General features: G+C 60.4%; 13 protein-coding genes and 3 pseudogenes. 13 read left to right on the top strand and 3 right to left on the bottom strand.

Going from position 1 to position 20,794, the window contains the following annotated elements; translation table 11 throughout:
* The first annotated feature begins 3 nt into the window (after window positions 1-3).
* From BQ4888_RS14020 to coaBC, 4 genes are read left to right on the top strand one after another with little or no spacing between them, the layout of a single operon-like run.
* The gene (locus BQ4888_RS14020) at window positions 4-1,593 is read left to right on the top strand and encodes an NAD(P)/FAD-dependent oxidoreductase (protein ID WP_092057896.1); all 1,590 of its coding nucleotides are present in this window, start codon (window positions 4-6) and stop codon (window positions 1,591-1,593) included.
* Window positions 1,590-2,753 (top strand): 3'-5' exoribonuclease YhaM family protein, encoded by a 1,164-nt coding sequence (locus BQ4888_RS14015; protein WP_092057895.1) that lies wholly within the window; start codon window positions 1,590-1,592, stop codon window positions 2,751-2,753. Before BQ4888_RS14020 ends, BQ4888_RS14015 begins: the two co-directional genes overlap by 4 nt.
* 1 nt (window position 2,754) lies before the next feature.
* Entirely contained in the window at window positions 2,755-3,384 is a 630-nt protein-coding gene (locus tag BQ4888_RS14010) for an MBL fold metallo-hydrolase (RefSeq protein ID WP_092057894.1), read from the top strand.
* A gap of 14 nt (window positions 3,385-3,398) precedes the next feature.
* Window positions 3,399-4,601 (top strand): bifunctional phosphopantothenoylcysteine decarboxylase/phosphopantothenate--cysteine ligase CoaBC, encoded by a 1,203-nt coding sequence (gene coaBC, locus BQ4888_RS14005; RefSeq protein WP_092057893.1) that lies wholly within the window; start codon window positions 3,399-3,401, stop codon window positions 4,599-4,601.
* A gap of 22 nt (window positions 4,602-4,623) precedes the next feature.
* On the opposite strand, the gene BQ4888_RS14000 is transcribed toward coaBC, so the two are convergent.
* On the bottom strand, window positions 4,624-5,535 hold the full coding sequence (locus BQ4888_RS14000) for a zinc dependent phospholipase C family protein (protein WP_240746353.1): 912 nt from the start codon (window positions 5,533-5,535) through the stop codon (window positions 4,624-4,626).
* Between the two features lie 94 nt (window positions 5,536-5,629).
* Here BQ4888_RS14000 and BQ4888_RS13995 point away from each other — a divergent pair, with 94 nt between their 5' ends.
* The 3 genes from BQ4888_RS13995 to BQ4888_RS13985 are packed head-to-tail and all read left to right on the top strand — an operon-like array spanning window position 5,630 to window position 7,909.
* Complete coding sequence (locus BQ4888_RS13995; RefSeq protein WP_092057891.1) at window positions 5,630-6,361, top strand: uracil-DNA glycosylase; 732 nt, start codon at window positions 5,630-5,632, stop codon at window positions 6,359-6,361.
* Window positions 6,358-7,122 (top strand): ABC transporter ATP-binding protein, encoded by a 765-nt coding sequence (locus tag BQ4888_RS13990; RefSeq protein ID WP_092057890.1) that lies wholly within the window; start codon window positions 6,358-6,360, stop codon window positions 7,120-7,122. The genes BQ4888_RS13995 and BQ4888_RS13990 overlap by 4 nt, the downstream gene beginning before the upstream one ends.
* Window positions 7,115-7,909 carry an ABC transporter permease gene (locus tag BQ4888_RS13985; protein WP_092057889.1) on the top strand — a complete coding sequence of 265 codons (795 nt, stop codon included), beginning with the start codon at window positions 7,115-7,117 and terminating at the stop codon, window positions 7,907-7,909. The genes BQ4888_RS13990 and BQ4888_RS13985 overlap by 8 nt, the downstream gene beginning before the upstream one ends.
* A gap of 361 nt (window positions 7,910-8,270) precedes the next feature.
* Here the strand turns inward: BQ4888_RS13985 and BQ4888_RS13980 are convergent, their stop codons facing one another.
* Window positions 8,271-9,662 carry a sigma-54-dependent transcriptional regulator gene (locus tag BQ4888_RS13980; protein WP_092057888.1) on the bottom strand — a complete coding sequence of 464 codons (1,392 nt, stop codon included), beginning with the start codon at window positions 9,660-9,662 and terminating at the stop codon, window positions 8,271-8,273.
* 327 nt (window positions 9,663-9,989) lie between these two features.
* On the opposite strand from BQ4888_RS13980, the gene BQ4888_RS13975 reads away from it, so the two are divergent.
* From BQ4888_RS13975 to BQ4888_RS13945, 6 genes and pseudogenes are all read left to right on the top strand, one after another.
* Window positions 9,990-13,436, top strand: coding sequence for a pyruvate carboxylase (locus BQ4888_RS13975; protein WP_092057887.1), 3,447 nt, complete (start codon window positions 9,990-9,992; stop codon window positions 13,434-13,436).
* Window positions 13,437-13,832: 396 nt separating this feature from the next.
* On the top strand, window positions 13,833-14,639 hold the full coding sequence (locus tag BQ4888_RS13970; protein WP_092057886.1) for a hypothetical protein: 807 nt from the start codon (window positions 13,833-13,835) through the stop codon (window positions 14,637-14,639).
* A 393-nt stretch (window positions 14,640-15,032) separates the two neighbouring features.
* Window positions 15,033-15,236, top strand: a pseudogene (locus BQ4888_RS13960) (biotin/lipoyl-containing protein); the annotation flags it as partial.
* A gap of 374 nt (window positions 15,237-15,610) precedes the next feature.
* A pseudogene (locus BQ4888_RS13955) lies at window positions 15,611-16,742 on the top strand (IS4 family transposase).
* 151 nt (window positions 16,743-16,893) lie between these two features.
* Window positions 16,894-17,700 (top strand): hypothetical protein, encoded by an 807-nt coding sequence (locus BQ4888_RS13950; protein ID WP_092057883.1) that lies wholly within the window; start codon window positions 16,894-16,896, stop codon window positions 17,698-17,700.
* A 394-nt stretch (window positions 17,701-18,094) separates the two neighbouring features.
* Window positions 18,095-18,298, top strand: a pseudogene (locus tag BQ4888_RS13945) (biotin/lipoyl-containing protein); the annotation flags it as partial.
* Between the two features lie 101 nt (window positions 18,299-18,399).
* On the opposite strand, the gene BQ4888_RS13940 reads toward BQ4888_RS13945, so the two are convergent.
* Window positions 18,400-20,658 carry a GspE/PulE family protein gene (locus tag BQ4888_RS13940; RefSeq protein WP_170232883.1) on the bottom strand — a complete coding sequence of 753 codons (2,259 nt, stop codon included), beginning with the start codon at window positions 20,656-20,658 and terminating at the stop codon, window positions 18,400-18,402.
* Between the last annotated feature and the right edge of the window lie 136 nt (window positions 20,659-20,794).

Genomic DNA, 20,794 nt, shown 5'->3' with positions numbered 1-20,794 from the left:
AGAATGGCGCTGCGCCTGCGGGAAATCCCCCTGAATCTGGATGAAAACGAGGACTTGCTGCCGCGCAAGGCGGCCGACATCCTCGGTCTTGCTCCCGACGGCATCCGCGCTCTACGCATCGTCCGGCGGGGGATCGATGCCCGCAAGAAGCCCCGGGTGCTGCGGGTCTACACGGTGGAGTTCTCCGTTGCCGACGAAGCCGCGCTGCTCCGCCGTCATGCTGGTCTGGCCCGACTGGAAACGGCCCCGGCGCCGGTATCGCCGGAGATCGTCCGGGTTGCCCGTCCCCATCGGGCGCTAGTGGTGGGGATGGGGCCAGCCGGGCTCTTCGCCGCTTTGCATCTGGCCGAGCGCGGGGCGACGGTGACGCTGCTCGAACGGGGGCGCCCGGTGGAAGAGCGGGTGCGGGACGTGGAGCGCTTCTGGGCCGAGGGTGTTCTTGATCCGGCGAGCAACGTGCAGTTCGGCGAAGGGGGGGCGGGAACCTTCTCCGACGGCAAGCTCACCACTCGTCTGAACGATCCCCGAACCTTTCAGGTGCTGCGCACCCTGGTCGACTGCGGCGCGCCGGAGCGGATTCTCGTTGAGGCCAAGCCCCATGTGGGGAGCGATCGCCTGCGTCGGGTGCTGATCGAGTTCCGTCGCCGCTTGCAGGCGTTGGGGGTGGAGATCCGCTTCAACGCTTGCCTGGACGGCTTAGAGTCTCGCGCCGGGCGGGTGGTCGGCGGTGTCCTGGCGGACGGCGCGCTGCTCCCCTGCGACAGCCTGGTCCTCGCTCCCGGGCACAGCGCCCGCGATACGTATGAAATGCTTCAGCGTTTGGGCGTGCGCCTGGAGGCCAAGCCCTTCGCCCTGGGGGTGCGGGTGGAGCATCCGGCCGCGCTCATCAACCGCATCCAGTACGGCATGTCCGGCCATCCCCAGCTCCCGACCGCCGACTACGCTCTGACCTGGAACGATCCGGAAAGCGGCCGGGGGGTCTACTCCTTCTGCATGTGCCCCGGCGGCGAGGTGATCAACGCCGCCTCGGAAACGGGTGGGGTGGTGGTCAACGGCATGAGTCTGGCGCGGCGGGACGGTCCCTTCTCCAACAGCGCCCTGGTGGTGGCGGTACGCCCCGACGATTTCGCCGGAAACGATCCCCTGGCCGGGGTCCGTTTTCAGCGCCATTGGGAGCAGGCGGCCTTCGCCGCCGGCGGTGGCGATTATCGGGCGCCGGCGCAGAATCTCATGGCCTTTCTCGGCCGCGCGGGCGGCCAGGTGCGCTCCAGCTGCCGACCGCTGGTGCGGGAAGCGGCCCTGGCCGAGGTGCTGCCGGAATTCGTGACCGTCGGCTTGCGCCGGGCCTTGCCCCATTTCGACCGCAAGATGCGGGGTTTCGTCACCGCCGAGGCGACATTGATCGGGGTGGAAAGCCGGACATCCGCCCCCTTGCGCATCCTCCGCGATGAGGCGGGGCAATCCCTCTCCCATCCCGGGCTCTATCCGGCGGGGGAGGGGGCCGGTTACGCCGGCGGCATCATGAGCGCGGCCCTCGACGGTTTGCGGGTTGCGGAAAACATTCTCACCACAGTGAATGGGAGCCATCTTTGAAGAATATTTTTGTCACGCAGATCAAGGAGCGGGATTGGGTCGACGGGGTTTTTCTGGTCGGCGACAAGACCCTGGCCATGGCCAAGAACGGCAAGCCCTACATGACCCTGCGTCTGGCCGACCGCAGCGGGGAGGTCGAAGGCCGGGTCTGGGACCGGGTCGACGAGCTCGCTGCCAGCTTCGAGAAGAACGATTTCATCGCCATCAAGGCCAAGGCCAGCGTCTATCTCGGCAAGATGCAGCTGGTGATTCAGGAGCTGACGCCGGTTCCCGAAGACGAGGTCGATCTCGCCGATTTCCTCCCCGTTTCCGAGCGGCCGGTTGCGGAAATGCGCGCCGAGCTGGCGGAGCGGGTCGCCGCCCTGGATAATCCTCATCTCAAGGCGCTGATGGAAGCCTTTCTTGCCGACGATGAATTCATGGCCGGTTACACGGCGGCGCCGGCGGCCAAGGCGATGCATCACGTCTACCTCGGCGGGCTGCTTGAACATTCCCTGGCGGTGGCGACTCTGGCCTGCGACGTCAGCCGTCGTTATCCCGGAATCGATCGCGATCTGCTCATCGTCGGCGCCCTGTTGCACGACATCGGCAAGGTCGACGAGCTGCGCTACGAGCGTTCTTTCGATTACAGCGACGAAGGCAAGCTGATCGGCCACCTGGTCATGGGGGTGGAGATGATCGGCGAGAAGATTCAGGGCCTCCCCGGATTTCCGCCGAAGCTGGCGATGATTCTCAAGCACCTGCTGCTGTCGCACCACGGCCAGTACGAATACGGCTCGCCGAAGCGGCCGAAGACGTTGGAAGCGGTCGTCCTCAATTTCATCGACGACCTCGACTCGAAGATCAACGGAGTGAGTTCGCATATCGCCAAGGAACCGGATCGGGAGGGTTCCTGGACCAGCTACCATCGCCTCTACGATCGCTATTTCTTCCGCGACGGCAGCTCCCGCGCGTCGTCCGCCCCGGCTCCGGCAGCCGCACAGCAGAAAACGGTCGCCGCCCCGCCGCCATCCCGGCCGGTAGCGAGCGAGCGGCCGAAGGCGCCGGAAGCAAATCGGGGCAAGGAACAGCCGAAGCGCGGTTTCGGCTTCACCCTGGGGGATCAGCTCAAGGGCAAAAGCCTCGACCTTTTCGGCGAAGATTCGGGCAAGGAGGGATAAGATGATCATCGAAGCGTTGCCGGTCGGGCCGCTGCAAGTCAATTGTTACATCGTCGGTTGCGAGACGACCCGCGAGGCGCTGGTGGTCGATCCCGGCGACGAGGGCGGGCGGATTCTCGCGGCGCTCGATCGTGCCGGGTTGCAGGCCAGGCTGGTGGTGAACACCCACGGCCATTTCGACCATATCGGCGCCAATGCGTTTCTGGTCGAAAAAACCGGTGCCGAGCTGCTGATCCACGAAAAGGATGTGCCGCTGCTCGCCCAGTCCGAGCGTCATGCCGAGCTTTTCGGCCTGAGCGTCGTCCCGTCTCCGGCGCCGACTCGCACCCTGGTCGGCGGGGAGGAGTTGAGTGTCGGCGAGCTGCGTATCCAAATCATCCATACTCCCGGGCACAGCCCTGGCGGCATCTGCCTGCTGGTCGACGGCCATCTCTTCGCCGGCGATACCCTCTTTGCCGGTTCCATCGGCCGCACCGACCTTGCCGGGGGGAATCACGAACAGCTGCTGGCCGCCATCCGCGAACAGTTGCTGGTGCTGCCCGAGGCGACGGTGGTGCATCCCGGCCACGGTCCCGACACCAGCATCGGCCGGGAAAAACGCAACAACCCCTTTGTCGGCGCATTCATCTAAAGGGAGAAACCGCCATGCTCAAGGGTAAAACCATCCTTCTCGGCGTCACCGGCGGCATCGCCGCCTACAAGGCGGTGGAACTGCTGCGGCTCTTCGTCAAGGCCGGGGCCGAGGTCTTCGTGGTGATGACCGCGAGCGCCCGCGAATTCGTGACGCCGCTCACCTTTCAGACCCTTTCCGGCAACCCGGTGCACACCGAGCTCTTCAATCTCTATCAGGAACGGGAAATCGGCCACATCTCCCTGGCCGACCGCGCCGATCTGGTGGTGGTGGCGCCGGCCACGGCCAATCTCATCGGCAAGGTCGCGAACGGCCTGGCCGACGACCTGCTCAGCACGGCCCTGATGGCGACCAAGGCGCCGGTCCTTTTCGTTCCGGCGATGAACGTCAATATGTACGAGAATCCGGTCTATCAGATGAATCAGAAGAAGCTGGAGGGGTTCGGCTACCGCTTCCTCGAGCCGGCCACGGGCTTTCTCGCCTGCGGCTGGGAAGGGAAGGGGAAGATGCCGGAGCCGGCACGGATTTTCGAGGAGACCCTGGCCCTGCTCAGCCCCCAGGATCTGGCCGGAGAGACGGTGCTGGTCACCGCCGGACCGACCCGCGAGGAGCTTGATCCGGTGCGTTACCTGAGCAACTACTCCTCGGGGAAGATGGGCTACGCCATCGCCCGAGCCGCCCGTCGGCGCGGGGCGCGGGTGATCCTGGTCAGCGGCCCGACGGCCCTGGCGGCGCCGGTCGGGATCGAGCTGGTGCCGGTGACGAGTGCTCGGCAGATGCGCGAGGCCGTGTTGCAGCGACTGGAGGAGGCGACGGTGGTGATCAAGGCGGCGGCGGTCGCCGATTATCGTCCGGCCATGCGCGCCGAGCAGAAGATCAAGAAGGGATTGGAGGGATCGCTGATTCTGCCGCTGGAGAAAAATCCGGACATCCTCGCCGAGCTCGGAAGCCGCAAGGGGAATCGGCTGCTGGTCGGCTTCGCCGCCGAGACCGCCGATCTTCTGGAAAACGCCCGTAAAAAATTAACGGAGAAGAATCTCGACCTGATCGTCGCCAACGACGTCAGCCGCAGCGATGCCGGTTTCGACGTCGACACCAACGCCGTGCGCCTGCTCTACCGGGACGGCTCCGGCGAGGAGCTCCCCTTGCTCGGCAAGGACGAGGTCGCCGACCAGCTCCTCGACCGCATTGCCCGATTGCTGAAACCTTCGCTGTAGGGGCGAGGCACGCCTCGCCCGATCAATATGCCGAGAGCAGTTTCAGCAGGTCGTCGGGGCGGGTGATGCCTTCGCGGAAGCGGGGTTTGAGGTCGGCGAGGATCGCTTCGCCGTCCTTGTCCGGGAGCTTGCCGTCGAGCCAGAGGAGATTGAGGTTCTTGCGGATCATCTTGGCGGCGTTGATCGCCCGCTCGCCGGTGGGATCGGCCTTCCAGTAGGGGCTTTCTTCCATCCGTGTCAGGATGCTCATCCCCGCCTCCCGAGCCAGGGAGAGATATTCCTCCTGGTCGGCCGGGCTGAAGGTCCACTTGGAGTTGTGATCGATGGAGCGCAGCATCTTCTGCCATTGGCGCAGACGGCTGAGCAGCAGCAGGGAATTGAAGAGCCGCTTGTTGGTGGTAAAGGAAAAGATGGTGTCCGAGAGCTCCCCGCGTAGCAGCAGGTCGTTGTCGGGAAAACGCTTGCGGGCGATGCTCCGGGCCACCGCCCAGATCTCCGGCGGCACCTGTGCCTCGGCGCGCACCTCCCAGTAGGCGTGCTTGAGAAAGACGGTGTTGAAGGTGCGCGCCATCTTGAACGGCACCAGGTAGGAGTGGGCGACGGTGTCCGCGGCGAGGTGGCTCAGGTAGCCGTAGGCGCAGGCTTTTTGCGGGGCGCTTTGGGCCGCGTCGAGAATCTTCCGCCCCATGCGCCAGCTGTGACAGTGTTGCAGATAGTGGGTGAATTTCTTGCCCAGGGTGATGTCGGCGGCGATGCAACCGTAGAGGTAATCCTGAGGATAGGCGCCGAGCAGGGTCTGCAAAAGCGGCGGCAGCTGCTGGAGATTGGCGAGGATATGGGAGCCAAGCTGCAGATGCACGCCGATCCCCCAGGCCAGGGCCTCGCCGGGTGTCAGCAGCAGAAGGATAAAAAGGAAAGCGCAACGCAATAACATAGGCATCTCGGAAAAATATGGTAGCAGGATAATCCTTACCGGCGGTCAAGTAAAGGAGTACCGGCCGGAGTCACCCCTTTCCACTGGAATCAGCATGCCGGAAAATCTCCGTCAGGAATTGCGCGAAGCCCTCGCCCAGGCGCGGGGGGTGTTGCAGGATCTCGATCGGCTCGGTCTCGGGGCACTGCCGATGCCCCCCCTCGTCGCCGATCCGTCGATCTGTCCGCCGAACGTGCGCGGGCTCGACCGGGGAGGGATGGCTCCTTGCCGGAGCGAAACCCTCGACGAGATCCATGCCGACCTCGGCGACTGCCAGCGTTGCCCTTTGGCCAAGAGGCGGCACCACATCGTCTTCGGCGTCGGTGCTCCGCGCGCCCGGCTGGTGCTGGTCGGCGAAGGGCCGGGGCGGGAAGAGGATGAGCGGGGGGAACCTTTCGTCGGCGAGGCCGGACGCCTGCTCGACCGGATGCTCTTCGCCATCGGCCTGGAGCGCTCCGAGGTCTACATCTGTAATGTCATCAAATGTCGTCCCCCCGGCAACCGTGATCCGGAACCCGGGGAAGTCGCCGCTTGTCGTCCTTTTCTCGAACGCCAGCTGGCGGCGATCGCACCGGAGATGATCCTGGCTTTGGGCCGTGTCTCCAGCCAGTCCCTGCTCGGCGACAATACCCCGATCAGCCGTCTGCGCGGCCAGTGGCGGGACTATCAGGGCATTCCGTTGCTGCCGACCTACCATCCCGCTTATCTGCTGCGCAACCCGGCGGCCAAACAGGAAGCCTGGGAAGATCTGAAGCAGGTTCTCAAGCGCCTGCGAGGCAGTGGATGACCGGCTCGGGGGAGAGCTTGGTGCTGGAGGGACTGCGCAAGGCGCGGCGCGATCCCGAGGGGCGGCCGGTGGAGATTCTGCGCGGCATCGATCTGACGGTGCCGGCGGGCTGCCTGATGGTGGTGGTCGGCCCCTCCGGCGGCGGCAAGAGCACCCTGCTGCGGCTACTGAACCGGTTGGAAGATCCCGATGCCGGCCGCATTCTGCTTTCCGGAGTCGACATCGGTAGTCTCGACCCCCTGGCCTTGCGGCGGCGCGTTGCCGCCGTGCCGCAAGTATCTTTCATGTACGACGGCACGGTCCTCGACAATCTGCGACGCCCCTTCGTTTTTCGCGGCCTGCCGCAACCTGCGGCCGATTCCGAAGATGTACGGCGGGTGCTCGACCTCTGCCGACTGCCTGGGGATCTGCTCCCCCGTCAGGCCCGTTCCCTCTCCATCGGCCAACAGCAGCGCCTGGCCTTGGCCCGCGTCCTGCTGACCGGGCCGGGGGTGCTGCTCCTCGACGAGCCGACCAGCGCCCTCGATCGCCCCACCGCTGACCAACTCGGACAATCCCTGCGCGACATCCGCCGGGAAGAGCGCCTGACCCTGGTTATGCTCACCCACGATCTGCGCCTGGCGCAACGCGTGGCCGATCGGGCGGCCTTTCTCGAAAACGGCCGGATTCTCGAAGAGGGCACGGCCGCCGATTTCTTCGAAAATCCCCGCGCCGACGCCCTGCGGCGTTTTCTCGCTTCGCCGGAGGATACCCATGAGTGACGGCGTCGTCGATCTTTCCCTGGTCGATCTGGCCTTGGTCTACGGCCTGATCCTCTTTGTCGCCGCCCTGGCCCGCTGGAACGGCATCGGCCAGGAGCGGGACCTGCTCTGGTCCTCCCTGCGCATGATCGCGCAGCTGTTTCTGGTCGGCTACCTGCTGAAAACCGTCTTCACCCTCGCCAGTCCGGCGCTGGTGCTCCTCATCCTGCTGGTCATGGGCGGCTTCGCCGTGCATGCCGTCGGCGCGCGGGTCAAGGACCGCATGCCGCGCTTTCATCGGGTAGTGGGGGTCTCTCTCTTTTTCGGCTGCTTCGGCGCTACCTTTTTCTTCTGCACCCTGGTTATCGGCCTCACCCCTTGGTACGACCCCCGCTATCTCATCCCGCTCGCCGGCATGATCATCGGCAACTCCATGACCGGCGCGAGCCTGGCTGCCGAACGCCTGACCGCGGAGATGAAAGAGCGGCGGCTGGAGATCGAAACCTCCCTCTGCCTTGGGGCGAGCGCCCGACAGGCGTCGGCCGAGGCTGTGCGTGGCGCCTTTCGCGCGGCCCTGATCCCTTCCATCAATGCCATGGCCGCCATGGGCATCGTCTTTCTCCCCGGCATGATGACCGGCCAGATCCTCTCCGGCACCGAACCACTGCTGGCGGTGCGCTACCAGATCGCCATCATGTGTGTCATCACCGCCAGCGTGGCGGTGACCTCCTTTCTGATCCTGATCTTCGGTCGGCGCGGTTTTTTTACCAAGGCCCATCAGCTTCGCCTTGACAACCCCCCGAATTGATAGGGAAACTCCACAAAGTAAACAATCTCTAAGAAAACCGCTTTCCTTTTGCCGGAGGCTGTGCTTAAATTTCGCCGTATGAGCAACAGCTAATCTCTGGAGGAGGTACGACATGGTACGAGTGGTTTGCAGTGCGAAATGCAAGCACAACCAAGGTGGCCGGTGCCGGCGTAGCGCGGCTCCGGGGGAGCCGGTGATTCGGCTCGATCAGCGCGGCAGTTGCACGACTTATCGTCCTGCCTGACGCGTGGTGGAATGGGCCGCATGGCCCGGAACGGGGACGAACTGTTTGCGATGATTGTTTGAAAAGGCGCCTTGCGGGGCGCCTTTTTTGTCGATCGGATCGACGGCTGTCCGCCGATCAGCTTTCGAGTTTGAGGCGCTTGATCTTTTCTACCAGGGTGGTGCGGTTGAGGCCGAGCAGGGCCGCCGCCCGGGCCTTGACGCCCTTGCCCATCTCCAGCGCCTGCCGGATCAACGTCCTTTCGATGCTTTCCAAAGTTACCCCGAGGTCGAGTCCTTCCGCCGGAATGCGCGGGCAGCCGGGATCGAAGGGATTCGCCGGCGTGTCGAGGCGGGCGATGTTCGCCGGCAGGTCGCGGACTTCGATATGATCACCAGCGGTCAGGGCAACGGTGCGTTCGATGATATTCTCCAGTTCGCGCACGTTCCCCGGCCAGTCGTAATCCTGCAGGCGAAGCATGGCTATATCGGCGATGGTCATCAGCGTCCGGTTCATTTCCCGGCAGTATTTGCGCAGAAAGTGGTGGGCCAAAAGGGGAATGTCTTCCCGCCGCTCCCGCATCGGGGGGAGGTGGATGGGGATGACGTTGAGGCGGTAGTAAAGATCTTCCCGGAACTGGCCGTTTTTGACCTCTTCTTCCAGATCGGCGTTGGTGGCGGAAATCAAACGGATGTTGAGTTTGAGCCTTTTGTCGGATCCGACCCGCTCGACGACCTGATCCTGAAGCACGCGCAGCAGCTTCATCTGCAAGTGGGGGGGCATGGTGCCGATTTCATCAAGAAAGAGGGTGCCGTTGTGGGCCTGTTCGAACTTGCCGGGCTTGTCGGCGACGGCGCCAGTGAAGGCGCCGCGGGCATGGCCGAAGAGTTCGCTTTCGAGCAGTTCGGCGGGAATCGCCCCGCAGTTGATGGCGACAAAGGGCTTGTCCTTGCGCGGGCCGTTGTAGTGGATGGCCTTGGCCACCAGTTCCTTGCCGGTCCCCGATTCACCGAGGATGAGGATGGTCGAATCGGTCTGGACGATGCGCTCCATGCGGGCGAAAATCTGCTGCATGGCGGCGCTGTTGCCGATGATGTTGTCGAATTTGTACTTGCCCCGCAGTTGCTGGCGCAGGTAGATATTTTCCGCGACCAGGGCGCTCTTCTCCAGGGCTTTGGCGATCTGGATCTTCAATTCCTCGAAATTGAAGGGTTTGGTGATGTAGTCGAGCGCCCCCTCCTTCATGGCCTGGACGGCGGTCTCTGCCGAGGCCTGGCCGGTGATGACGATGACGCTGGTCTGGGGTGCATTGCTTTTGACCCACTTGAGGATGTCGATGCCGCTGAGGTCGGGGAGAAAGAGATCAGTGACGACGACCTCGAAGGGGGCTTGACGCAGCAGAACGAGGGCGTCTTCCCCGGTGCCGGCCGCCGCGACCTGATAGTTCGCGCTTTTCAGCAGCAGGGAGAGGGCTTCGCGGTTCGGTTCCTCGTCATCGATGACGAGAATGCGGGGGCGCTGCTCTTTCATGGCAAGTCTCCGGCAAGGGGGCGTCATTTACTTGACGGAGAATTTTTAGCATGTTCTCCCCCGCACCGGCAAGGTCTTTCGGAGGATCGAGGTGGGGTTCCCGCAGCCGGAAGAGATTCCGAAGCCTATTCGAGATAAATTAAAACAATATTTCATATTGACAAGACTCCCTTGAATTGATTAGATGTTTCGTCTCATCGAAATCTGTCTAAATATTTAAAATCACGCAAAATTTTAAATATAACTAAACTTTAAGCCTTGCTGTAATTGTTTTATTTTCGATAAACGTTTTTTCCGCGCACTGGCGCCGACAGTCGAGGAGGTTTGATGGAAGTACGCAAGTTCAAGAAGGTCATGGCCGCCAACCGGGGCGAAATCGCGATTCGCATTTTTCGCGCTTGTACCGAGCTGGGTATCAAGACGGTGGCCATTTATTCAGAAGAGGACAAGCTCACTCTGCACCGTTACAAGGCCGATGAAGCCTACCTGATCGGTCGGGGCAAGGGTCCTATCGATGCCTATTTGGGCATCGATGAGATTATCGACCTGGCCCGCAAGAAGGAAGTGGACGCCATCCATCCCGGCTACGGCTTTCTTTCGGAAAATCCTGAATTCGCCGAGGCCTGCGAGCGGGCCGGCATTTCTTTCATCGGCCCCACCGCCGAGATTCAGCGGCAACTCGGCGACAAGGTGGCGGCCCGCAAGGTGGCCGTGTCCGCCGGGGTGCCGGTGGTTCCCGGTACCGAGAAGCCGGTGACCAGTGAAGAAGAAGCCCTGATCTTCGCCAAATCCTGCGGTTACCCGGTGATCGTCAAGGCCGCCGCCGGCGGCGGCGGGCGCGGTATGCGCGTTGCCTACAACCAGAAGGAGCTGCTCGAAGGTCTCAAGTCGGCGGCTTCCGAGGCCAAGGCGGCTTTCGGCAACGCTTCGGTTTTTCTGGAAAAATATCTGGAAAAGCCCAAGCACATCGAAGTGCAGATCATGGGCGACAAGCACGGCAACATCGTCCACTACTTCGAGCGTGACTGCTCCATCCAGCGTCGCCATCAGAAGGTCATCGAGCTGGCCCCCTCGCCGAGTCTCTCTCCCGAGAAGCGTGAGGAAGTCTGTGCCATGGCTATGAAGATCGCCGGCAGCGTCGGTTACATCAATGCCGGCACGGTCGAATTCTTGATGGATAAGGAGCAGAATTTTTATTTCATCGAGACCAATCCGCGCATCCAGGTGGAACATACGGTCACCGAGGCGGTCACCGGGCGCAATCTGGTGCAGACCCAGATCCTCGTGGCTGAGGGGCATAAGCTCTCCGATCCGGAGATCGGTGTCGGCAGCCAGGCCGATATCGAACTGCGCGGCCACGCCATCCAGTGCCGGGTCACCACCGAGGATCCGGCCAACAATTTCGCCCCCGATTTCGGCACCCTCAAGGTCTATCGCAGCCCCGCCGGTTTCGGCGTGCGCCTCGACGCCGGCAATGCCTACTCGGGTTCGCGCATTGCCCCTCACTACGATTCGCTGCTGGTGAAGATCACCACCTGGGGACTGAACTTCCACACGGCAGCCCGCTCCATGCATCGCGCCCTGCAGGAGTTCCGTATCCGCGGGGTGAAGACCAATATCGGCTTTCTGGAAAATGTCATCACCCACAAAATTTTCCTCGACGGCCTGTGCGATACCTCCTATCTCGACGAAAATCCGGAACTTTTCAAAATTCGTGAGAAGAAGGACCGCGCCAACAAACTGCTCAAGTTCATGGGACATACGGTGGTCAACGGCTATCCCGGCATCAAGCAGCCGCTCCGTTCCACCGATCTGCGCGAGGCCGATATTCCCGATATCCCCTACAACGCCGTGCGCCCCCGGGGGAGTCGCGACATCCTGCTGGAAAAAGGGCCGGAGGGGCTGGCCCAGTGGGCGCTCAAGGAGCGCAAGCTGCTCATTACCGATACGACCATGCGTGACGCCCATCAGTCGCTGATGGCGACCCGCTTCCGCACCTACGATCTGGAGCGCATCGCCGAAGCCACCAGCTATCTCGGCGGCGGGCTCTTCTCTCTGGAGATGTGGGGGGGCGCCACCTTCGACGTTTCCATGCGCTTTCTCAAGGAAGATCCCTGGGAGCGCCTTGACCGCCTGCGCACCAAGATTCCCAACATCCTCTTCCAGATGCTGCTGCGCGGCTCCAACGCCGTCGGCTATACCAACTACCCTGATAACGTCGTCGAGGAGTTCGTCGCCAAGGCGGCGGAGAGCGGCATCGACGTCTTCCGTGTCTTCGACTCCCTGAACTGGACCAAGGGGATGAAGGTGGCCATGGACGCGGTGCGCAAGAATAACGCCATCTGCGAGGCGGCCATGTGCTACACCGGGGATATCCTTGATCCCAAGCGGGACAAGTATCCCCTCAAGTACTACGTCGATCTGGCCAAGGAGCTGGAGTCGATGGGCGCTCACATCCTGGCGATCAAGGATATGGCCGGCCTGCTCAAGCCTTTCGCCGCCGAGAAACTGATTCGCGCCCTGAAGAACGAAGTCGGTATTCCCATCCATCTGCACACCCACGATACCTCCAGCAATGGCGGGGCGATGCTGATGATGGCCGCCCAGGCTGGGGTCGACATCGTCGATGTGGCGCTCTCCTCGGTTTCGGGTCTGACCGCCCAGCCGAACATGAACGCCCTGCTCTCCGCCCTGGAAGGGACGATCTGGGATCCCCGTCTCGACCAGCAGGGGATTCAGCAACTGGCCAACTACTGGGAGACGGTACGGACCTACTACGCCCCCTTCGAGTCGGAGCTGCGCAGCGGCACCGCCCAGGTCTATCATCACGAAATCCCCGGCGGCCAGTACTCCAACTACAAGCCGCAGGTCGAAGGCCTGGGACTCGGGCACCGCTGGGAAGAGTGCAAGGAGATGTACCGCAAGGTCAACGACATGTTCGGCGATGTGATCAAGGTCACGCCCTCGTCGAAAATTGTCGGTGACATGGCCATGTTCATGATCCAGAACAACCTGGAGCCGGAGGATGTTTTCGCGCGGGGGATGGACTATACCTTCCCGCAGGGGGTCATCGACTTCTTCAAGGGGATGATCGGCCAGCCGGTGGGCGGTTTTCCGCCGGAGTTGCAGAGGATCATTCTCAAGGACGAAAAGCCCCTGACCTGCCGCCCCGGCGAACTGCTGGAGCCGGTCGATTTCGCCGCCAAAAAGGCTGAAGTGGAGAAAAAGCTCGGCCATCCGATCAGCGAGCGGGAAGTGCTCTCGGCGGTTCTCTATCCCGGCGTCTTCGAAACGTTTGATCGCGAGCGTCAGGAATACAGCGATCTCTCCAAGGTACCGACGCCGGTCTTCTTCTACGGGCTGGAAGTCGGGGATGAAACGACCTTCGAGATCGAGTCGGGCAAGACCTTGATCATCAAGCTCAACGCCGTTGGCAATCTGCATCCCGACGGCACCCGCCACATCTACTTCGAACTCAACGGCGAGCCCCGTCAGGTGATGGTCAAGGATCTCGCTGTCGAATCCGATGTCGCCGAGCACCGCAAGGCCGATCCCGACGACGCCAAGCAGGTCGGCGCGCCGATGCCGGGCAAGATCTTCAAGCTGCTGGTGAATGTCGGCGACGAGGTCAAAGCCGGCGAGACCCTCCTTTCCACCGAGGCGATGAAGATGGAGACCAACGTCAAGGCCAAGGAAGACGGTGTGGTCAAGGAAGTCCTCTTCAAGGAGGGGGATCAGGTGCAGCAGGGCGATCTGCTCGTGATTCTGTGTTGATAACTGAAATTATTCGATGAAATGCATGAGCCGGCTCCCGTTCTGGGGCCGGCTCTTGTCATTGTGCCTGTGGAAATTGGCTCAACGGGCATTTGATCCCCGACTCGACCAGTTCCGGGCCTGCCTGTTCGGTCGGCCGCCGGATTAGAGCGCGATAGATTGCCGCAGAGAACCGCAGGCTTCCCAAGGGGAATGCGAGCGAAGCATTATTGCCGTTGTCAAAATTCGAGAGTTTAACCGCTACCGCCGAAGGGAAAATCAAAGTTTTCGGCAAAGAATTAAAGATAACTCCGAGCAGTCGCACCTATCTCAAGGCCGACAACCTGATGCCGGTCAAATTTGCTTTGCCCAACTTTTATGATTCTACCCTGTTGAATTGAACCGGAGGTTTCAGCGATGAGCAACCGCCTGATGGCAGTATTTATGATGTTACAGTTGGTCATAGGTCCAACCATCTCTTTGGCAGAACCCAATAGGCCGATAGTCATTTCCGAGAAGGGACAGGCCTCTTATGATACCCCGGAAAACGCCTTGAACTCATTATTCTCGGCCTGCATGGCCGAGGATCTGGAGTGGTACTTCCAGACCCTGACAGCAGAGAGTGCGGCTGTAGAAAAAGCCGACAACGAGGAAAATAAACTCGACCCGATGGTTGAATTGGCCATGTTTCGCCGTGGTTTTGTCCAGGGGACCATTACCGAGACCTTTGATTATCTTGATGCCAGGGTGCTGGTGGTTCGAATCACCGACGATCTCGGCGACCAATTCTTGATCCCCTATACCCTGGTCAGAGAAGGGGGCGTTTGGAAGGTTACCAACAAATTCTCCGATGCTGAAGCGCTGGAACCGTACAGCCGTTTTATTCCTAAATTATATTTCGGGCATGGCCAACGACCAGCCGATGTCAATGCCTTCCTTGGGTATCATCAGCCGCAAGAGGCCACAACGACCCTGGTAAATGGGATTACTTCCTTTGATTTGCAGATCTATTATGGGGGGACCATCGATCCGGCCACATTTACGGCAACGCTCAATAAGAAGGATATTCGTCCGTTGTTCGAGCCCTCCCCCGGGTCGAGACAGTTTGTTACTCTCCCCCTGGAGTCGGGTCGCAATGTTCTGGAATTGAGCGTCGAGGGGGTGCGCAGCGATGGAAAAACGGCCAATGATTCCGATCGCCTGGTGTTTATTACCGCACCTTGAGATTATCGAGGCTCCCGGAAAACCCGGGGGCCTCGAACCATCTTGCCTTGGAGATGCGCATGTAAAGGGGGGGGGCGTGGTGCTGTCGCCAGGATTCCCTCGGAAAATCGCTTCCGTTTTCTGCTCTCCAACTCAAGCCTTTGCAAATTCTCTTCAGGTAGTTCCTCTATTACGTCAGTCAGTCCCTCCTCAAGCGGAATATCCTCTCCTATCTCGATACCATAAATGCTGACAGCAGGGACCGGCCGACCGAGTTTCTGACCGAGTTCTGGCAAAAAACCCGGCCCGGCTACGCTGGACCGGTTCTCCAACTGGCGGGATAATCATGAAGGATTCTCACCTTATTCCCGCCGCCGACCTGTCCTAATGACCGGGGCCACCTTATTCAAGCAGGTCGGAGCGCCGATGCCGGGTAAGATCTTCAAGCTGCTGGTGAATGTCGGCGACGAGGTCAAAGCTGGCGAGACCCTCCTTTCCACCGAGGCGATGAAGATGGAGACCAACGTCAAGGCCAAGGAAGACGGTGTGGTCAAGGAAGTCCTCTTCAAGGAGGGGGATCAGGTGCAGCAGGGCGATCTGCTCGTGATTCTGTGTTGATAACTGAAATTATTCGATGAAATGCATGAGCCGGCTCCCGTTCTGGGGCCGGCTCTTGTCATTGTGCCTGTGGAAATTGGCTCAACGGGCATTTGATCCCCGACTCGACCAGTTCCGGGCCTGCCTGTTCGGTCGGCCGCCGGATTAGAGCGCGATAGATTGCCGCAGAGAACCGCAGGCTTCCCAAGTGGGATGCGAGCGAAACATTATTGCCATTGTCAAAATTCGAGAGTTTAACCGCTACCGCCGAAGGGAAAATCAAAGTTTTCGGCCACTGCTGTCTCACAGTTTGAACAGAAAATAGAAGGCCCGGAGGCTCCTCTGCGTTATAATGTGTTCGCCAAAACCATTATAAAACTAAGGAGTTCCGAGCCATGCCGCATTGTAGCACCGTTCTTTCGCATAGTACGAATTTTCCCGAGACATGAATTTCAGTCCCTGGCCAATAAGCATCACGCCGGGCAGAAGTTTCGTTCGTTTACCCGCTGGACTCAGTTCGTCGCCATGCTGACGGCGCAGCTGTCCGGCCGATGCAGCCTGCGGGACGTGGTGGACAACCTCGCCGTTCAAGGTCAAAAGATCTACCACCTGGGCATCAAGGCGTTCAGCCGGGCAACCCTGGCGCGCTGCAACGAGAATCAGCCCCATACGCTCTATGAGGAGCTGTTTCAGCGGCTGTTGGGGCGCTGTCAGTCGATGGCGCGACGGAACAGGAAATTCAAGCTGAACGGGAAGATCTATCTACTGGATGCCTCCCTGCTCGACCTGACCCTGTCCCTGTTCCCCTGGGCCAAGTACCAGAAAACCAAGGGCGCGGCCAAGCTTCATGTCGGACCCGACGCCGACGGCTATCTGCCCGCCTTTGTCGATTTGACCGCGGGCCGGGAGCACGAAATCAATCTGGCCCGGACCCTCGCGCTCCCCAAGGGCTCCTACGTGGTCTTCGATCGCGGCTACACCGACTACGCCTGGTATCGGGAGTTGTGCGAGGACGGGGTGTTCTTCGTCTCCCGTCTCAAGAGCAACGCCATCGTCACGCCCGGCAAAAAGCGCCGGGGCCGCAAAAGTCCGGGAGTGACGGAAGACCGCGAAATCCGGCTGGGGAATCTTTCCGAAACCTTCCGGCTGGTGACCTATCGGGACGCGGAAACGGACATCGTCTATCAGTTCGTGACCAACGCCTTGGACCTGCCGGCGCAAACGGTGGCCGATCTCTACAAGGAGCGCTGGCAGATCGAGCTCTTCTTCAAGTGGATCAAACAGAACCTGAAAGTGAAGAGCTTCCTCGGCACCTCCATGAACGCGGTGAAGACCCAGCTCTGGATCGCCCTGTGCGCCTACCTGGTGCTGTCGTTTCTGAAGTTCCAGTCGAAAATCGGCGCCTCGTTACAACGTATGTTGCGGATATTGCAACTGAACTTGTTCGAGCGACGGGATTTGGCGGAACTGTTTAACCCACCAACGCCAGAAAACGGCTTGCAGAACGGTCAGTTATGCCTGCTGTGAAACTGTGAGACAGCAGTGGTTTTCGGCAAAGAATTAAAGATAACTCCGAGCAGTCGTACCTATCTCAAGGCCGACAACCTGATGCCGGTCGAATTTGCTTTGCCCAACTTTTATGATTCTACCCTGTTGAATTGAACCGGAGGTTTCAGCGATGAGCAACCGCTTGATGGCAGTATTTATGATGTTACAGTTGGTCATAGGTCCAACCATCTCTTTGGCAGAACCCAATAGGCCGATAGTCATTTCCGAGAAGGGGCAAGCTTCTTATGGTACGCCAGAAAATGCCCTGAATGCTTTTTTCTCGGCCTACATGGCCGGTGACCTTGAGTGGCACTACCAGACTCTGACGGAAGCGGCCGCTGCTGAAAAAAAGGCCGATTTCGAGAGGAACCAACTCGACCCCATGGCTGAATTGGCCATATTCCGCCGTGGCTTCGTTCAGGGGGTTATTGCCGAGAGCCTGGATTATCTCGATGCCAGGGTGCTGGTGGTACGGATCATCGACGATATCGGTGATCAGTTTCTTCTCCCCTACACCCTGGTCATGGAAGAGGGGGAATGGAAGGTTACCAACAAATACTCCGCTTCCGAAGCGCTGGAACCGTACGTTGACTTCATACCAAAATTATATTTCGGGCATGGCCAACGACCAGCCGACGTCAATGCCTTCCTTGGGTATCATCAGCCGCAAGATGCTACAACGACCATGGAAAAAGGGATTACTTCCTTTGATTTGCAGATCTATTATGGGGGGACCATCGATCCGGCCACATTTACGGCAACGCTCAATAAGAAGGATATTCGTCCGTTGTTCGAGCCCTCCCCCGGGTCGAGACAGTTTGTTACTCTCCCCCTGGAGTCGGGTCGCAATGTTCTGGAGTTGAGCGTCGAGGGGGTGCGCAGCGATGGAAAAACGGCCAATGATTCCGATCGCCTGGTGTTTATTACCGCACCTTGAGATTATCGAGGCCCCCGGAAAACCCGGGGGCCTCGAACCATCTTGCCTTGGAGAGGCGCATGTAAAGGGGGGGGGGCGTGGTGCTGTCGCCAGGATTCCCTCGGAAAATCGCTTCCGTTTTCTGCTCTCCAACTCAAGCCTTTGCAAATTCTCTTCAGGTAGTTCCTCTATTACGTCAGTCAGTCCCTCCTCAAGCGGAATATCCTCTCCTATCTCGATACCATAAATGCTGACAGCAGGGACCGGCCGACCGAGTTTCTGACCGAGTTCTGGCAAAAAACCCGGCCCGGCTACGCTGGACCGGTTCTCCAACTGGCGGGATAATCATGAAGGATTCTCACCTTATTCCCGCCGCCGACCTGTCCTAATGACCGGGGCCACCTTATTCAGGCAGGTCGGAGCACCGATGCCGGGCAAGATCTTCAAGCTGCTGGTGAATGTCGGCGACGAGGTCAAGGCCGGCGAGACCCTCCTCTCCACCGAGGCGATGAAGATGGAGACCAACGTCAAGGCCAAGGAAGACGGTGTGGTCAAGGAAGTCCTCTTCAAGGAGGGGGATCAGGTGCAGCAGGGCGATCTGCTCGTGCTCCTCGGCTGATAAAAAAGCCTCTTTCGGGGCGTGAAATGCAAACGTCAACGGGCCGGTTCCCAAAAGGGAGCCGGCCCGTTCTTCATCTGGGCGGATGCCGATGATCAGGGTCAGAGGCAGACCATATTGACCTGGTTGAAGTCGGTGATGCCGTGGAAGACCTTTTCGATGCCGTCCTGGCGCAGGGTCACCATCCCTTCGTCACGGGCCACCTGCTCGATGATGTCCGCCCCCGAGCGCTGACGGATGGCGAGGCGGACGGCGGGGGAGTTGACCAGCAGCTCCTGGATGGCGATACGTCCGCTGTAGCCGAAACCGTCGCAGGCCGGGCAGCCCTTGGCCCGCTGCAGCAGCAACTTGTCGTCGTAGGCGGGCATGCCGTGGCGTTCGAAATATTCCCGCCCGTAGGATTCCACCAGCTGCTCGTATTCCTCAGGGTTGGGGTGATAGGGCACCTTACACTGAGTGCACAGGCGGCGCACCAGGCGCTGGGCGATGATGCCGAGCATGGCGTCGGCAAAGTTGATGGGATCTTCTCCCATTTCGATGAGCCGGACGATCGTTTCCGGGGCGTTGTTGGTGTGCAGGGTGGAAAAGACCAGATGCCCGGTCAGCGAGGCGGCGATGGCGGCCTTGGCGGTGATCACGTCGCGCATCTCGCCGATCATGATGACGTCGGGATCGGCGCGCAGGAAGGAGCGCAGCGCCTCCTCGAAGGTGAAGCCGATCTTGGTGTTGACCTGCACCTGGCGCAGGCCGCGCTGGGTAATTTCCACCGGATCCTCGGCCGTCCAGATCTTGCGGTTGCCGGTGTTGATCTCGGCGATGGCCGAGTGCAACGTGGTCGTTTTCCCCGAGCCGGTCGGGCCGACGCAGAGGATGATGCCGTAGGGTTTCTTGATCAGGGCGCGAAAGCGGTCATGGTTGCGTTGCGAAACCCCGAGCTGTTCCAGGGAGAGAATGCGCGAGGCGTTGAGAATCCGCAGCACCGCGTCTTCCTGGCCACCGATGGTCGGGGTGATCTCGACCCGGTATTCGATCCGTTCCTTCCCTTGCTTGAGCAGGATTTTCCCCGATTGCGGCCGTCGCCGTTCGGCGATATCGAGCCGGGCGATAATCTTGATACGGCTGATGATCGCTGCCTTGTACAGGGCGGCGATCTTGTGCGCGGTGAAGCACTCGCCGTCCTTGCGGTAACGAACGATCAGGGGGAGCTGACCCATCTCCGGTTCGAAATGGATATCGGAAACCCCTTTGCGAAAACCGTCGAGGAGAATCTTATTGACCAGGTTGATGACCTTGGAGTCCGTTTCGGTGATGCGGTCCTGCTCCTTTTCCTCCACCACCTCCACATCCAGCCCGTCCAGATCCTGAATCAGCTCCTCGATCTTTTCATCCGATTCGTAGAAGAGCTGGTTGATGCGCTCCTCGATCTTGCGCGGACTGGCAACCACCAGCTCGATGCGCCGGTTGGTGGCGAAATGGAGGTTCTCGCCGATAGTGGGATCGGTCGGGGTGGAGGTCGCCACCACCAGGCGATGCTCCGTCGCTTCGATCGGGAGCACTTGCATGCGTTCGACGAGTTCGCGTGAAATGAGGCGCATCACCTCGGGGGCAATCTGGATGTCGTCGAGATCGATGACTCGCAGCCCGAACTTCCGCGCCAGGGCGTTCAGGAGTTGATCCTCACTGATCCAGCCCCGTTCGACCATGATCGTGCCAAGACGCTTGTGTTTTTCCGAGTCTTGACGGGCACGAACTTCCTCCACCTGCTTGCGCGTCACCAGGCCAGCGTCGATGAGAATGTCGCCAACGCGATAGCGAGGGGGGCAGCGTCCGGCCTTTTCGGCGTTGGTCAGGGCGGTTTCGACCGTCTCCTGGGTGAGATTGTTCTGCTCGCGGAGCAATTCTCCGAGGCGACGTCTACGCAACTGTTCCTGAAATTCAAGGGCGGAGTGCAGGGTGTTTTCATCCACCGCTCCCTGCTGGAGCAGCACCTCGCCGAGGGGGCGATCCAGGCGTTTGATATTGAGACCCCGCCGGGTGAAGAAGATGCGGCTGAAGTCCGCCCCGGGCGCTTCCGGGTAGGCGAAGACCCCCTTGCTGAAACGCTCTTCCCGGTTGACCAGCAGGCGGAAGGCTTCGCCGGTGGCGGTACGCAGATCCTCGATCACGCTGTTGACGCGCACATCTTGGTCGGGGTCGTCAAAGAGTTTGACGAAGCAGATCGCTTCAAAGGGATAAGAGATCGGGCGGTCTTCACCAGGGCGAAAAATTTCCACGCCGGCCCCTTCCGGGTCGAAGGGCTGAAAGAGATGTCCCTGGCATTCGCTGCCGTTGAGGAATTTGATGATCAGTTTTTTTGACACCGTTTCTCCGTCCATGTCGGGGTTGATGACAAAAATCCGGCTCAAGCCTGAATTAAGTATACCCGATAAGGCGGGAGAGCAAAAAGGAAGCCAAAAGTCCGCCCCGGCGTGGTACAAGCGATTTTTCGTAAGCACC

It is taken from the genome of Desulfuromonas acetexigens, from assembly GCF_900111775.1.
Lineage (GTDB): Bacteria > Desulfobacterota > Desulfuromonadia > Desulfuromonadales > Trichloromonadaceae > Trichloromonas > Trichloromonas acetexigens.
Note: the sequence above shows the minus strand (reverse complement) of the source record. Positions and strands in the feature narration are given on the sequence as shown.

Bases quoted from the DNA above. Each gene is read 5' to 3' on its own strand.
- BQ4888_RS14010 (WP_092057894.1), top strand. From the start codon at position 2,755: ATGATCATCGAAGCGTTGCCGGTCGGGCCGCTGCAAGTCAATTGTTAC.
- BQ4888_RS14020 (WP_092057896.1), top strand. From the start codon at position 4: ATGGCGCTGCGCCTGCGGGAAATCCCCCTGAATCTGGATGAAAACGAG.
- BQ4888_RS14000 (WP_240746353.1), bottom strand. From the start codon at position 5,535: ATGTTATTGCGTTGCGCTTTCCTTTTTATCCTTCTGCTGCTGACACCC.
- BQ4888_RS13950 (WP_092057883.1), top strand. From the start codon at position 16,894: ATGAGCAACCGCTTGATGGCAGTATTTATGATGTTACAGTTGGTCATA.
- BQ4888_RS13975 (WP_092057887.1), top strand. From the start codon at position 9,990: ATGGAAGTACGCAAGTTCAAGAAGGTCATGGCCGCCAACCGGGGCGAA.
- BQ4888_RS13990 (WP_092057890.1), top strand. From the start codon at position 6,358: ATGACCGGCTCGGGGGAGAGCTTGGTGCTGGAGGGACTGCGCAAGGCG.
- BQ4888_RS13995 (WP_092057891.1), top strand. From the start codon at position 5,630: ATGCCGGAAAATCTCCGTCAGGAATTGCGCGAAGCCCTCGCCCAGGCG.
- BQ4888_RS13970 (WP_092057886.1), top strand. From the start codon at position 13,833: ATGAGCAACCGCCTGATGGCAGTATTTATGATGTTACAGTTGGTCATA.
- BQ4888_RS13985 (WP_092057889.1), top strand. From the start codon at position 7,115: ATGAGTGACGGCGTCGTCGATCTTTCCCTGGTCGATCTGGCCTTGGTC.
- coaBC (WP_092057893.1), top strand. From the start codon at position 3,399: ATGCTCAAGGGTAAAACCATCCTTCTCGGCGTCACCGGCGGCATCGCC.
- BQ4888_RS13980 (WP_092057888.1), bottom strand. From the start codon at position 9,662: ATGAAAGAGCAGCGCCCCCGCATTCTCGTCATCGATGACGAGGAACCG.